Annotated in this window: 14 protein-coding genes; 12 read left to right on the top strand and 2 right to left on the bottom strand. The window is 58.1% G+C overall.

What is annotated here, in order from left to right; translation table 11 throughout:
- Positions 1–60: 60 nt before the first annotated feature.
- A complete protein-coding gene (gene ybaK / locus Q0M74_RS04100) occupies positions 61–558 on the top strand; it encodes a Cys-tRNA(Pro) deacylase (protein ID WP_293951781.1) in 498 nt (165 codons plus the stop codon).
- Positions 559–642: 84 nt separating this feature from the next.
- Here ybaK and ramB read toward each other — a convergent pair whose 3' ends face one another.
- Positions 643–2,067: an acetate metabolism transcriptional regulator RamB gene (gene ramB, locus Q0M74_RS04095; RefSeq protein WP_293951780.1), complete on the bottom strand. Its 1,425-nt coding sequence runs from the start codon at positions 2,065–2,067 to the stop codon at positions 643–645.
- A gap of 584 nt (positions 2,068–2,651) precedes the next feature.
- Here ramB and Q0M74_RS04090 point away from each other — a divergent pair.
- The 5 genes from Q0M74_RS04090 to Q0M74_RS04070 all read left to right on the top strand — a co-directional run bounded on the left by Q0M74_RS04090 (position 2,652) and on the right by Q0M74_RS04070 (position 6,907).
- Complete coding sequence (locus Q0M74_RS04090; RefSeq protein WP_293951779.1) at positions 2,652–3,425, top strand: succinate dehydrogenase cytochrome b subunit; 774 nt, start codon at positions 2,652–2,654, stop codon at positions 3,423–3,425.
- 22 nt (positions 3,426–3,447) lie between these two features.
- Positions 3,448–5,460: a fumarate reductase/succinate dehydrogenase flavoprotein subunit gene (locus tag Q0M74_RS04085; protein WP_293951778.1), complete on the top strand. Its 2,013-nt coding sequence runs from the start codon at positions 3,448–3,450 to the stop codon at positions 5,458–5,460.
- A complete protein-coding gene (locus tag Q0M74_RS04080) occupies positions 5,460–6,209 on the top strand; it encodes a succinate dehydrogenase/fumarate reductase iron-sulfur subunit (protein ID WP_293951777.1) in 750 nt (249 codons plus the stop codon). The genes Q0M74_RS04085 and Q0M74_RS04080 overlap by 1 nt, the downstream gene beginning before the upstream one ends.
- 63 nt (positions 6,210–6,272) lie before the next feature.
- Complete coding sequence (locus tag Q0M74_RS04075) at positions 6,273–6,614, top strand: hypothetical protein (RefSeq protein ID WP_293951776.1); 342 nt, start codon at positions 6,273–6,275, stop codon at positions 6,612–6,614.
- A gap of 128 nt (positions 6,615–6,742) precedes the next feature.
- Entirely contained in the window at positions 6,743–6,907 is a 165-nt protein-coding gene (locus Q0M74_RS04070) for a hypothetical protein (protein WP_293951775.1), read from the top strand.
- A gap of 5 nt (positions 6,908–6,912) precedes the next feature.
- On the opposite strand, the gene Q0M74_RS04065 is transcribed toward Q0M74_RS04070, so the two are convergent.
- Positions 6,913–7,908, bottom strand: a complete 996-nt coding sequence (locus Q0M74_RS04065; protein ID WP_293951774.1) for a winged helix DNA-binding domain-containing protein — start codon at positions 7,906–7,908, stop codon at positions 6,913–6,915.
- A gap of 60 nt (positions 7,909–7,968) precedes the next feature.
- On the opposite strand from Q0M74_RS04065, the gene Q0M74_RS04060 reads away from it, so the two are divergent.
- The 6 genes from Q0M74_RS04060 to Q0M74_RS04035 all read left to right on the top strand — a co-directional run.
- Positions 7,969–9,309 carry a DUF445 domain-containing protein gene (locus tag Q0M74_RS04060; RefSeq protein ID WP_293951773.1) on the top strand — a complete coding sequence of 447 codons (1,341 nt, stop codon included), beginning with the start codon at positions 7,969–7,971 and terminating at the stop codon, positions 9,307–9,309.
- A 56-nt stretch (positions 9,310–9,365) separates the two neighbouring features.
- Positions 9,366–9,902, top strand: coding sequence for a CGLAU_01105 family protein (locus Q0M74_RS04055; protein WP_293951772.1), 537 nt, complete (start codon positions 9,366–9,368; stop codon positions 9,900–9,902).
- Positions 9,903–9,927: 25 nt separating this feature from the next.
- Positions 9,928–10,224 (top strand): DUF2516 family protein, encoded by a 297-nt coding sequence (locus tag Q0M74_RS04050; protein WP_293951771.1) that lies wholly within the window; start codon positions 9,928–9,930, stop codon positions 10,222–10,224.
- A gap of 170 nt (positions 10,225–10,394) precedes the next feature.
- Complete coding sequence (locus Q0M74_RS04045) at positions 10,395–11,048, top strand: TetR family transcriptional regulator (protein ID WP_293951769.1); 654 nt, start codon at positions 10,395–10,397, stop codon at positions 11,046–11,048.
- Positions 11,045–12,694 (top strand): MDR family MFS transporter, encoded by a 1,650-nt coding sequence (locus tag Q0M74_RS04040; RefSeq protein ID WP_293951767.1) that lies wholly within the window; start codon positions 11,045–11,047, stop codon positions 12,692–12,694. Before Q0M74_RS04045 ends, Q0M74_RS04040 begins: the two co-directional genes overlap by 4 nt.
- 140 nt (positions 12,695–12,834) lie before the next feature.
- On the top strand, positions 12,835–13,358 hold a 524-nt coding region (locus Q0M74_RS04035), incomplete at its 3' end, for an MFS transporter (protein ID WP_293951795.1).

Genomic DNA, 13,358 nt, shown 5'->3' with positions numbered 1-13,358 from the left:
CCGGTTTTCACAGCGATGTGAAAACTGGGCTTCTTGTATGGAGTACTAGAATTTTTGACCATGGCAAAGAAGGTAGATAACAGCGCAGCCACACCGGCGTTGGCGAAACTCACAGCAGAGAACATTCCCTATGAATTGGATATTCATGATGTGGATCTGAAGAACACCAAGGGGTTCGCTCTCGATTCCTCCGAGGCCATGGGTGTGGATCCCGCCACCGTGTTCAAAACGCTCATGGCTGAGGTCGATGGGGAGCATGTGGTGGCCATCGTGCCGGCTGACACCACCTTGAACCTCAAGAAGCTTGCCAAAGCGGGCAATGCCAAGCGTGCACAGATGATGGACCGCTCCCGTGCTCAGGTAGTCACCGGTTATGTGCCGGGTGGGATCTCACCGATCGGGCAGAAACATCCCCACCGGGTGTTTGTGGATGAATCCGCCATCCTGCAGGAAAAGATCTATATCAGTGCAGGACGCCGTGGCTGGTCCTTGATCATGGTGCCCGATGATGTCCTGCAGGCCACCGGTGGGCAGTACGCGGACATCGCTGACCACTGAGCAACAAAGATCCAACGAAACGCCCCTCCTCACCAACACTGGGGGAGGGGCACGATCGCTCTGCTCTTTTCGTCGACAAGCACTCTAATAAGGCGCCACCGTGGATTCATGCGCATCAATATTGATCGGCCCGTGTACTGAGGGGAAGGCGCGCTGCGCGCAGTTGTCGCGGGTACACACGCGACAACCAGAACCGATGGGGGTGGCGGTGGACAGATCCAGCAGGTTGAAACCACGGGAATAGATGGTGCGGTCCGCATGGCGGGCCTCACAACCCAAACCAATGGCAAAGAGCTTGCCGGTATCCCCAAAGCGGGCCTCATGGTGGCGCACGGTGCGGGAGATCCACAGGTAGTTCCGGCCGTCGGGCATCTGCGCGAATTGGCGCAGCACCTGACCCGGATTGGTGAAGGTCTCAAACACATTCCACAGCGGGCAGGTACCGCCGTAGTGGGTGAAGTGGAAACCGGTGGCGGACTGTCGCTTGGACATATTGCCGGCGCGGTCTACACGCACGAAGGTGAAGGGAATGCCACGCAGATTCGGGCGCTGCAGGGTGGACAGGCGATGTGCGGTAGTTTCATAACCCACACCGAAGACCTGGCCTAAGTACTCGATGTCATAACCGGACTTCTCAGCTTCTGAATGGAAGATCTGATAGGGCAGCATGACCGCGGCGGCGAAGTAGGAAGCAACACCACGGATAGCCAGGGTGCGGGCCTCAGGTGTTGACCAGTGGCCGTCATCCACGATGCCCTCGATGAGGTCATTGGCCTCCAGGTAGCCAAGTTCGGTGGCCAGACGGAAGGCCTTCTGTCCTGGTGTCAGACGTGCATGGACGGTGAGGATCCTGGTTTCTGGGTTGAAGTGGTGGAGCACTCCGGACTCTTCCGCATTGGTCATGATCTTGACATCATGTTCCAGCTGGAGGCGCCTGCTGATGGCGTCTTCCATGGCACGGGAGTCATAGGGCTGCCAGCCCAGCTGTGAGGCAATGGTCTCAGCACGGCGGTCCAGGGAATCAAAGTAGTTCTGGCGGGCGTAGATGAAGTCACGGACCTCCTCATGAGGCATGCTCACAGCTTCCGCGATGGGGCGGCGTTCCTCGGGGGAGTTATGCCGGTTGTCCACGGCGATGGAGAGCTTGTCACGGACATTGCGGTAGCGGCGGTGCATCTCCACCATGGCACGTGCCAGCTGCGGATGGTTGTAGACCATCTCCGATAATTCCTGTAGCTCAACGCTGGAGGGGTTGATCTCCCTGTCCAGCATCACATCCTGGACTTCCGCCAGGAGGCGGGAATCATCATCGCGGGAGAAGAATGTGGCATCAACACCGAAGGCTTCGGTGATTCTGAGCAGCACCGGAACGGTGAGCGGTCTGACGTCATGTTCAATCTGATTCACATAACTTGCAGATAACCCGAGCGTTGCAGCTAAAGAAGCCTGGCTAAGGTCGCGTTCGCGGCGAAGTTGTCGCAGCCTGGACCCCACATATGTCTTTCCCATGGCATGACTATAGCGTGATGGCTGTCACCTTAACCACCCTTGGCATGGGAATGTTGCAAGCTTGCGTATTTCCGGTGGTGGGAAGTGTCCGTGAGGTTCTGATGTGGGGCCGGGATTGGTGGCGGTTGTGGGAGGGGGTTTCGGTTTTGGTGCATGTTCCCGGTGATAGTTTCCGGGGTATGCCAAGGGCTTGCTGGGGGAGTGTCTGGCAAAGCTGCCAAGGGGGCTGGGGTAGGGGTTGGTTTCCACCTGTGCCTAATCTTCCTCACCTGGGAAAAGTTCCCAAAATGGGAAAGATGGATGCCCAACTAATCTTTTCGGTTGATACCAAACGGGGTTAATATCGCCAGGAAATACTTTTCTGTGAGCAAGCTCACTTACCTGCGGAAATGTAGGATATCGCCCACGTTCATGCAGGTAGATCGCCCGATGGTGCGCGTGCCGGAAAGGGCTACGAGGTGAGGCTACCCTAAAACCCCTGGGGGCAAGTGCCTGTGCTGGTCTTTGTCACTCTGAGGCGACCACTTCATAACTAGTTAATCGCCAGCGGCCCGAAGTACAGTGATCCTGACACTGGAGGTGCCATGACTGTTAGAAATCCCAACCGTGAGGCAATCCGTCACGGAAAAATCACGACGGAGGCGCTGCGTGAGCGTCCCGGATACCCGACATGGGCAATGAAGCTGACCATGGCCATCACTGGCCTTATCTTCGGCGGCTTCGTTCTTGTTCACATGATCGGAAACCTGAAGTTCTTCATGCCGGATTACGGAGCCAACTCCGCATATCCGGGTGAGCGTCAAATCGATGTATATGGTTCGTTCTTGCGTGAGATCGGTTCGCCGCTCTTCCCTTATGAATCCATCCTGTGGGTTCTGCGAATCATCCTGCTGGTGGCCCTCGTGCTGCACATCTACTGTGCATTCGCGCTGACCGCCCGCTCCCAGAAGTCCCGCGGCAAGTTCCGTCGCACCGGCCTCATGGGTGGTTATAACTCTTTCGCAACTCGCACCATGCTGGTCACCGGCATTGTCCTGCTTGCGTTCATCATTTTCCACATCCTCGATCTGACCGTCGGTGTTGCGCCAGCTGCACCAGAGGCTTTCGAGCATGGAGCTGTCTACGCAAACCTGATCGCCAGCTTCAGCCGCTGGCCTGTCGCAATCTGGTACATCATTGCGAACCTGGTTCTGTTCCTGCACCTGTCCCACGGCATCTGGCTTGCTGTCAGCGACCTCGGCATCACCGGCCGTCGCTGGAGGTCAATCCTGCTGGCAGTTGCATACATCGTTCCTGCCCTGGTCCTGATCGGCAACATTTCCATTCCGTTCGCCATCGCAGTCGGCTGGATTAGCTAGGTAGAAGGTAGGAATACTCTCAATGACAACTCACACTGAAACCACCCAGCGTCCGGAGTTCAACCACCCGGTTTCCGTTCTGCCAGAGGTCAGCGCAGGTACCGTCCTCGACGCTGCTGAACCAACCGGTGTCCCATCCAAGGACATGTGGGACTACAACAAAGACCACATGAACCTGGTCTCCCCACTGAACCGCCGCAAGTTCAGCGTGCTCGTCGTCGGCACCGGACTCTCCGGTGGCGCGGCAGCCGCAGCACTTGGCGAGCTCGGTTATGACGTCAAGGCATACACCTATCACGATGCCCCACGTCGTGCTCACTCCATTGCTGCACAGGGTGGCGTTAACTCCGCCCGCGGCAAGAAGGTGGACAACGATAGCGCCTACCGCCACGTCAAGGACACCGTCAAGGGCGGCGACTACCGTTGCCGCGAGTCCGACTGCTGGCGTCTGGCCATCGAGTCAGCACGCGTTATCGACCACATGAACGCCATCGGTGCACCATTCGCCCGTGAATACGGCGGCGCACTGGCAACCCGTTCCTTCGGTGGTGTGCAGGTCTCCCGTACCTACTACACCCGTGGACAGACCGGTCAGCAGCTTCAGCTGTCCACAGCAAGCTCCCTGCAGCGTCAGATCCACCTCGGTTCCGTGGAAATGTTCACCCACAACGAGATGGTCGACGTCATCGTCACCGAACGCAACGGTGAGAAGCGCTGCGAAGGCCTGATCATGCGCAACCTGATCACCGGTGAGCTCTCTGCTCACACCGGACACGCCGTGATCCTGGCAACCGGTGGCTACGGCAACGTGTACCACATGTCCACCCTGGCGAAGAACTCCAACGCCTCGGCCATCATGCGTGCCTACGAAGCCGGCGCCTACCTCGCATCCCCATCCTTCATCCAGTTCCACCCAACTGGCCTGCCGGTTAACTCCACCTGGCAGTCGAAGACCATCCTGATGTCTGAGTCGCTGCGTAATGACGGCCGCATCTGGTCTCCGAAGAATGAGAACGACGAGCGCGATCCAAACAGCATCCCCGAGGAAGAGCGCGATTACTTCCTCGAGCGTCGCTACCCGGCATTCGGCAACCTCGTCCCACGTGACGTTGCATCACGAGCGATCTCCCAGCAGATCAACGCCGGTCTCGGTGTCGGCCCACTGAAGAACGCCGCATTCCTCGACTTCCGCGATGCCATCGAGCGTCTCGGTGTTGACACCATCCGCGAGCGTTACTCCAACCTCTTCGTCATGTACGAAGAGGCCATCGGTGAGGATCCATACACCACCCCGATGCGTATTGCCCCGACCTGCCACTTCACCATGGGTGGCCTGTGGACCGACTTCAATGAGATGACTTCTCTGCCAGGTCTGTTCGCAGCAGGCGAGGCATCATGGACCTACCACGGTGCGAACCGCCTGGGTGCAAACTCCCTGCTCTCCGCATCGGTTGACGGCTGGTTCACCCTGCCGTTCACCATCCCGAACTACCTTGGACCTCTGCTCGGACAGGAGCGCCTCTCCGAGGACGCTCCAGAGGCCCAGGCAGCTCTCGAGCGTGCGCAAGCACGCATCGATAAGCTGATGAACATCCGCGGCGACAACCCACACGGACCGGATTACTACCACCGCCAGCTCGGTGAGATCCTGTACTTCTCCTGTGGTGTGTCACGTAATGTCAAGGACCTGCAGGACGGCATCGCCAAGATCCGCGCACTCCGGGAGGACTTCTGGGCGAACATGCGCATCACCGGTTCCCCTGATGAGATGAACCAGGTACTTGAGTACGCAGCACGCGTTGCTGACTACATCGACCTCGGCGAGCTCATGTGCGTTGACGCACTTGACCGCGACGAGTCCTGTGGTGCACACTTCCGCGATGACCACCTCTCTGAGGACGGCGAAGCAGAACGTGACGATGAGAACTGGTGCTTTGTTTCCGCATGGGAGCCAGGCGAGAACGGAACCTTCGTCCGCCACGCTGAGCCTCTGTTCTTCGAGTCCATCCCGCTGCAGACAAGGAACTACAAGTAATGAAACTGACACTTGAGATCTGGCGTCAGGCAGGCCCGACGGCTGAAGGAAAGTTTGAGACGGTCAACGTCGATGACGCCGTCGCGCAGATGTCCATTCTGGAGCTGCTTGACCACGTAAACAACAAGTTCATCGAAGAGGGTAAAGAGCCTTTCGCTTTTGCCTCTGACTGCCGCGAAGGTATCTGCGGCACCTGTGGACTGCTGGTAAACGGCCGCCCACACGGCGCTGACCAGAACAAGCCTGCTTGTTCCCAGCGCCTGGTGAGCTACAACGATGGCGACACCCTGAAGATCGAGCCACTGCGCAACGCCGCATACCCGGTCATCAAGGACATGGTCGTCGACCGCTCCGCACTGGACCGCGTCATGGAAGAGGGCGGCTACATCACCCTCAACGCCGGCACCGCACCAGATGCCGACACCCTGCACCTGAACCACCAGACCGCTGAGCTCGCACTTGACCACGCAGCCTGCATCGGCTGTGGTGCCTGTGTGGCAGCCTGCCCGAACGGTGCAGCGCACCTGTTCACCGGCGCCAAGCTCGTTCACCTCTCCCTCCTGCCCCTGGGCAAGGAAGAGCGTGGACTGCGTGCCACTAAGATGATCGATGAGATGGAAACCAACTTCGGCCACTGCTCCCTCTACGGCGAGTGCGCCGATGTCTGTCCTGCAGGTATTCCACTCACCGCTGTGGCAGCTGTCACCAAGGAACGTGCGCGTGCAGCGTTCCGCGGCAAAGACAACTAAGCTGTAATCCACAAGAATTCCGATTCAACGGCTTCATAACAACAAGAAAGACGAGTGAACGCCATGTCTTCCCAAACTCACGCGACTTATATCAAGTCCGCTCCTGAGCGCATGAACTACATCGAGGGTTACACCCCGGTGAGTTACGTAGCTCCGCACTCCTCCCTGGAGCGCGCCAGCACGTGGACCGGCATGGGCCTGTTGCTCTCCGCGCTTGCCGGTGTGGGCGCCATCCTCTTCGGCATCGCATCCAACTCTGTTGGACAGCAGCAGGAACACTGGACGCTCTACATCATCATCGGTGTGGTCTTCGCCGTGGTGCTTGGTGTCGCCGGCGCCCTCCTGATCAAGGTTGGCCGTGCGCCGTACCACCGCTACGTCAAGGAGACCGGTCGTACCCAGTAACACTGGAAAACCAGTTTCCCTGCCTTTTAAGTAGAAGGCAGGGAAGGCACCTCCACCACACCCGCCAACACTCTCACCCAGAGCGTTGGCGGGTGTGGCTTTTTCTCAGGTGGGTTAGGTTGGGGGCCATGCGCAACAAGATCGTGATTGTCATCTCGGCACTGATCACCACCCTGGTGGTGTTCAACCTGATCCGCATCACCATCGGTATCTACACCGGTGACTATCCGGTGCAACAGCGAAGCCTTGTGCTGATGCTCAACGTGGGACAAGCAGTGAGCGCTGGCCTATAAGCGGTTCAGATCTCCCGGGGGAGAGCTTCACCATTGACCAGCCGGAAGGGTTTGAAAAGACCATTCTTGCCTGGACCGATGGCGGTGTGGTGCTGGGCAATATCCATCACGTGGTGCCGGCCGGTATAGGACAGCAGATATTCATCAAAGGTGGGAAGCAACAGCGACTTCTCCAGTGCAGCTGTGATCTCGTTCTCGGTGACATCTGCGGCGTAGGTGGGGATCCACATGGCTTCAGTGTGGGGGCCTTCAGCCGGCTGGATCTCCTTGGACGCCTCTGCCACGGCGATACCGCGCTTGACCTGGGCAAGTGTTAGCCCCGTCCACCACTGCAGATCCTTGGCTGTTGCCGCACCCCGGGAACGGAAATACCGAAGAGTCATTTCCTCCAGTGCCGCGTCACCCTCAAGGGCAATCGATAATGGGCAGACGGAATCCAGGAGCACGAAGGTGTCCTCCCGTCCCTGGGGTGGGCCCTGCACGATATCTCCCTGACCACCGAAGCGTCGCAGCAGGTGCTGGCCCCGGCCCTCACTGGGATCCACACCTACAGAAGCAAAGAGCTCATAGGCCTTGGAACGTGGCACCAGGGCCGTGGCAGCATGTTCGGCGAGGATGTCATGGGCGCGCTCTGAAGCAGCGGGATCAAGGCCAAGCTGGGTTTGGCGTTTCTCAGAGGCTGCCACAATCCGTGGTGAGCACAACCGTGTCATCCACCGGACATCCTCAGCGGCCAAGACCTGGTGGGTGCCACGTTGGCTCCAGCTGCGGATGATCAGTGAATTCTTGAGTGCCTTGGCCGCCAGACCGGGGGCTTGCGAACGGATGTCAATGGCCTCTAAGGAGGCATTACGGTTCTGTGCCTGCATGGCCAACATATGTTTGGCCACACCCACGGCAGAACCCTGCGAGGTGGTGCGCGGCAGGGCTGTGGAATCCGCAAGTAACTGCGCGATCAGTCGGAGTCCACGTACCCCTTCCAGTGACAGTTTCTGAGTCATATTTCTCCAGGCTAGTCCTGTGAAGTGCCGAGGGGGTCAAGAAAAGTCCATAATGGCTTCATGGGAAAACACCAACTGCCCGATACTGTTTCTGCCTCACCTGAAGCCTTGGCTGAGCCACTGGCTGTCCCAGGTCCTTCTGCTGAGGTGGAGCAGCAGCGTCGAAGTGCCTTACGCAAGCACAAAGCCTTTGCGCTGAGTCTGCTGATTTTTGCTGCCGTGATCTATCTACTCTGTCGTTATGTGGAGACCCGCCCGGGCGACACTGCCGCATGGGTGGGTTTTGTCCGGGCAGCATCTGAGGCCGGCATGATCGGTGGTCTGGCTGACTGGTTCGCGGTTACCGCACTCTTCCGCCACCCGATGGGGCTGAAGATTCCACACACTGCGTTGATCCGCAAGAAGAAGGATGAGCTGGGTGTGGCCTTGAGTGGCTTTGTGGGTGATAACTTCCTCAATGCCCAGCTGATCACGGAGAAGGTCCAACAGGCGCAGATCCCGGAGCGGGCAGGGGAGTGGCTGTCCCAGCCGGACAACGGTGAGATTGTGTCACGTGAAGCCGGAAAACTGACGGCCAATATCATCAAGGCGATTGATCCCAAGGATGCAGAAGCCGTGATCAACTCCGCATTGATCGATAAGTTGGCAGAACCTGCCTGGGGTCCACCGGCCGGGCGTCTGCTGGAGCAACTCATTGCTGAGGGCAAGGCGGAACCGGTGGTGCAGGAACTATCGCTCTGGCTGCACAAGAAGGCCCTGGGTTCTGAAGAGCTGATCACTAAGCTGCTGGATGAGCGCCGTCCGATCTGGGCGCCGAAGTTTGTCAATGAACTGGTCGGCGACAAGGTCTACCGCGAGCTGATCCAGTTCACCGAGGCTGTGGCTGCTGACCCGGAGCATGAGGCACGCCAGTCCCTGCGCCGTTTCCTGAATAAGCTGGCCAATGACCTGCAATATGACGCCGGGATGATCACCAAGGTAGAGGAGATCAAACGTGATGTCATGGGCTCCAGTGCCATCACCCAGGCAGCCCCGACCATCTGGGCCTCAGCATCTGCCTCACTGATTGAGGCAGCCTCTGATCCAGACTCCATCCTGCGCCGCAAGGTTGCTGAATTGTCTGTGCGTTGGGGTGAGCGTGTGCTCAATGATGAAGAACTCCGTGTTGGCCTGGATAAACGCATCACCGGCGCGGCAGCCTTCCTGGCTGACAACTACGCACCCGAGGTCACCGGCATCATTTCTGAGACCATTGAACGCTGGGATGCGGATGAAGCATCCGATAAAATTGAGTTGATGGTGGGTAAGGATCTGCAGTGGATTCGTGTCAACGGCACGGTAGTGGGTGCGCTGGCGGGTTTAGCCATTTACACTGTGTCTCATCTGATGTTCGGCGCTTAAGAGGTATCAGGGGCCGAGCATTGCCGGCCTGATGTGAATGCGCAGAGGAGAAAACAATGATTGAGAACAACACCCCGGACAACACTTCAGGTGAGCCACAAAAGGATTCTGTTCTGGGCAAGCTGGGTAAGGCAGGCTCCGCACTGGGTGGCCTGAGCAGTAAGGTGGTGAAGAAGGTCCGTGAGGACCTCACCGATGACAAGGGCGAAGGCTTGGACAAGTTCAAGGCGGATGTCTCTGAGGCCAGGGGATCCTTGAAGGATGCTGACTCCCGTGATGATTACCTGGAGGTGGGCAAAGACTTTGCCAAGGACGCAGGCTCCTTCCTCAAAAGCGTTGCCGGCTCTGTGAAGTCTGCTGTCAACGAAGTCAAGGATTCTGAGGATGCAGTATCAGCCAAGAGTGCTTTTGGCTCCGTGGTGGAAACCTCCCGGGACAAGGTGGATGACACCGTGGATAAGGTTCGTGCCAAGAAGGCTGAACGTGACGCAGCCCGTGTGGATAATGCAGAATCTACAAATGAGGGTGGAACCGATATCATTGACGGTGAAGTCATTCCGAATCCGGAAGGCACCCAGGATCCCCGCATTTAAAAACAAGAAAGCACAAGCATAGGTTATGGATTTTTCACTGCTTTTCAGTATCACCAGTTGGACCATCCAGGGAATCTACTTTGTCATTGCCCTGGCAGGTTTCATCGGTGCCTTCCTGGTGGCCACCACCCGTGAAGATGCTTTTGAGGTTGCAGGACGTCAGAGCAAGCTGATCTGGACGGCCCTGCTCGGTGTCTCCGGTTTCGCTCTTGTCCTGGGTCTGCCCTTCCTCACCTGGATCGGCATGGTTATCATCGGCCTGTACTGGTGGGATGTCCGTCCCCAGATCCAGAACATTCTCAGCGGTAACGGCGGCTGGTAAGTTTCAGCGCTGCTGTCACCGGCGTCGACAAGTATTGCTCCCCTGCTTTTTGCAGGGGATTTTTTATGCTTTGACTCTGATGTGAGCTACATCGCTGGGGTCGTGACAGCTGACTAATTTCACTCAGTGCAATATTGCACTGGGTGCAAACTTGCACTAGGTTTACTGGAGTGACCATTCCAGAACAGCCCTCACTCCGTGAACTCAAACGCCAGCAGACCCTGGAGGCGATCGAAGATAACGCCACCCGGCTCGTGCTTGAGCGTGGTTTTGACGATGTCACGGTTGAGGACATCTGTGCTGGGGCAGGTATCTCAAAACGCACCTTCTTCAACTACGTGGAATCCAAGGAAGTAGCTGTCGTCGGCCCCGGCCCACGCATGCCCACTGAGGAAGAACACGACACTTTTCTCGCCACAGAGCACGATGACCTTCTCAATGCTGCACTCGACCTGATGATCCAGATGTTCGGCGACCATGACCACAGTGGCCCTGGTCTGCCGGAGGACATCAAGAAGCGTCGCAAATGCATTCGCTCGGATCATCCCGATCTGGCCATGCATCACTTCACCAAGGTGCACCAGGCACGCGCCGGGATCGAGGGCCTTGTTGCAGAGTATCTGCGACGCTGGCCCAGTTCCCAACGTCTTCAGGACAGCCCTGAATCTGAGGCAATCACCACGGTCGGTGTACTCCTGATCGCGGTATATCAAGGTAGTCGTGCCTGGCACGACGATGACAGCATCGGAGCGGCAGATTTCAGGACCTGCTGCCATGACGCGCTCACTAATATTTTTCTTCTCAAAGGCGGACAAACCACATGACTGAACCAGCAAAGGACTCTGACGTACTACGTAACGCTGAACGTCCCGTAACCACACTGTCCAAAAACGGTGCTCCAGCAGCACACGTCTCTGCGGCTCAGGGCGAAACTGCCAGTACAGTAGAGAAAACCAAGCTGCCGCTGATCATCGGTGCGCTGATGCTGACCATGCTGCTCAGCTCACTCGGCCAGATGATCTTCGGCTCCGCACTGCCCACAATCGTCGGTGAGCTTGGCGGCGTGAACCACATGACCTGGGTGATCACCGCCTTCCTGCTGGGACAAACGATCTCCTTGCCGGTTTTTGGCAAGCTGGGCGACCAGTTCGGCCGCAAGTACCTGTTCATGGGTGCCATCGCCCTGTTCGTCGCAGGGTCCATCATGGGCGCACTCGCCCAGACCATGACCCTCCTGATTGCTGCCCGTGCCCTGCAGGGTATCGCCGGCGGTGGCCTGATGATTCTCTCCCAGGCGATCCTGGCTGATGTGACCACGGCACGTGAACGCGCCAAGTACATGGGCATCATGGGTTCCGTCTTCGGACTCAGCTCTGTTCTTGGCCCACTGCTGGGTGGCTGGTTCACCGATGGTCCCGGCTGGCGCTGGGGACTCTGGTTCAACGTGCCACTGGGTGTGCTCGCCTTCATCGCCATTGCAGTCTTCCTGAAACTTCCTAAGCGCGAACGCAGCAAGGTCACCATCGACTGGGCCGGCGGTGTGTTCATGGCGATCGCCACCACCGCAACTGTCATGACCGTGACCTGGGGTGGTAATGAATACGCCTGGAACTCCGCCATGATCATCGGCATGATCATCACCGCGATCGTGGCTGCCATCATCTTCGTGTTCATTGAACGCCGTGCTGTTGACCCATTGGTACCGATGGGACTGTTCAAAAACCGTAACTTCGTACTCACCGCCGTTGCCGGCATCGGTGTCGGCCTGTTCATGATGGGCACCATCGCCTATATGCCCACCTACCTGCAGATGGTCCATGGCCTGAACCCCACCCAGGCAGGACTCATGCTCATCCCGATGATGATCGGCCTGATCGGCACCTCCATCACCGTGGGTAGCGTGGTGTCCAAGACCGGTAAGTACAAGTGGTTCCCCTTCGCCGGCATGATCATCATGATCGGTGCCCTGACCCTGCTGTCCACCTTGACCCCAGGCAGCCCGTTGTGGCTGATCGGCGTGTACTTCTTCGTCTTCGGCCTGGGCCTGGGCATGGCCATGCAGATCCTGGTGCTCATCGTGCAGAACTCCTTCCCGATCACCATGGTGGGAACCGCCACCGGTGCCAACAACTTCTTCCGCCAGATCGGTGGTGCCGTTGGTTCCGCACTCATCGGTGGACTGTTCATCTCCAACCTGAGCAGCCGCTTCACCGAGAATGTGCCTGCAGCAGTGGAATCCATGGGTAAGGAAGGCGCCGCCTTCGCTGAATCCATGGGTGATTTCTCCGGTGCGCAGAACCTCACCCCACAACTGCTGGAAAACCTGCCCGCAGCGATCCGCGAAGCCATCCAGCTCTCCTATAACGACGCCCTCACTCCGATCTTCCTGGCCCTGGTGCCGATCGCCGTGCTGGCTGCAGCCCTCCTCTTCTTCATCCGGGAAGACCATCTCAAGGAAACAAACGACTAATGTCTCAACAACTCTCATACCCCTCCCCAGAGGGGGAATCAGTGGCACAGGCTGGTGTTGCTGCTCATGCGGTTCTGGATACCGCATCTGATCGCAAAGGCCGCAAAGGTCGGAAGAAGAAGGAAAAAGCTCCTTCCTCCATGACCCCGGAAGAGCAGAAGAAAGTCTGGTGGATCCTCAGCGCCCTGATGGTGGCCATGATGATGGCCTCCCTGGACCAGATGATCTTCGGCACCGCCCTGCCCACCATCGTCGGTGAACTCGGCGGGGTGGACCACATGATGTGGGTGATCACCGCCTACCTGCTGGCTGAGACCATCATGCTGCCGATCTACGGCAAACTGGGTGACCTGGTGGGACGTAAGGGCCTGTTCATCGGTGCCCTGGTGATCTTCCTGGCCGGTTCCATCATCGGTGGCCTGGCCGGCTCCATGACCTGGCTGATCATCGGCCGTGGTGTGCAGGGTATCGGCGGCGGTGGCCTGATGATTCTCTCCCAGGCGATCATCGCTGATGTGGTTCCAGCGCGTGAACGTGGCCGCTATATGGGTGTCATGGGTGGTGTCTTCGGGCTTTCCGCAGTCCTGGGACCACTGCTGGGTGGCTGGTTCACCGAAGGACCCGGCTGGCGCTGGGCCTTCTGGATGAATATCCCCCTGTCCAT

The organism is uncultured Corynebacterium sp., from assembly GCF_945649885.1.
Taxonomy (GTDB): domain Bacteria; phylum Actinomycetota; class Actinomycetes; order Mycobacteriales; family Mycobacteriaceae; genus Corynebacterium.
The sequence above is the reverse complement of the archived record's forward strand: the minus strand, read 5'-3'. Positions and strand labels throughout refer to the sequence as shown.

What these genes read in the sequence shown, in the direction of transcription:
- Q0M74_RS04065 (WP_293951774.1), bottom strand. Translation starts at nt 7,908, where the DNA reads ATGACTCAGAAACTGTCACTGGAAGGGGTACGTGGACTCCGACTGATC.
- ramB (WP_293951780.1), bottom strand. Translation starts at nt 2,067, where the DNA reads ATGGGAAAGACATATGTGGGGTCCAGGCTGCGACAACTTCGCCGCGAA.
- Q0M74_RS04055 (WP_293951772.1), top strand. Translation starts at nt 9,366, where the DNA reads ATGATTGAGAACAACACCCCGGACAACACTTCAGGTGAGCCACAAAAG.
- Q0M74_RS04050 (WP_293951771.1), top strand. Translation starts at nt 9,928, where the DNA reads ATGGATTTTTCACTGCTTTTCAGTATCACCAGTTGGACCATCCAGGGA.
- Q0M74_RS04070 (WP_293951775.1), top strand. Translation starts at nt 6,743, where the DNA reads ATGCGCAACAAGATCGTGATTGTCATCTCGGCACTGATCACCACCCTG.
- Q0M74_RS04060 (WP_293951773.1), top strand. Translation starts at nt 7,969, where the DNA reads ATGGGAAAACACCAACTGCCCGATACTGTTTCTGCCTCACCTGAAGCC.
- Q0M74_RS04090 (WP_293951779.1), top strand. Translation starts at nt 2,652, where the DNA reads ATGACTGTTAGAAATCCCAACCGTGAGGCAATCCGTCACGGAAAAATC.
- Q0M74_RS04075 (WP_293951776.1), top strand. Translation starts at nt 6,273, where the DNA reads ATGTCTTCCCAAACTCACGCGACTTATATCAAGTCCGCTCCTGAGCGC.
- Q0M74_RS04040 (WP_293951767.1), top strand. Translation starts at nt 11,045, where the DNA reads ATGACTGAACCAGCAAAGGACTCTGACGTACTACGTAACGCTGAACGT.
- ybaK (WP_293951781.1), top strand. Translation starts at nt 61, where the DNA reads ATGGCAAAGAAGGTAGATAACAGCGCAGCCACACCGGCGTTGGCGAAA.
- Q0M74_RS04085 (WP_293951778.1), top strand. Translation starts at nt 3,448, where the DNA reads ATGACAACTCACACTGAAACCACCCAGCGTCCGGAGTTCAACCACCCG.
- Q0M74_RS04080 (WP_293951777.1), top strand. Translation starts at nt 5,460, where the DNA reads ATGAAACTGACACTTGAGATCTGGCGTCAGGCAGGCCCGACGGCTGAA.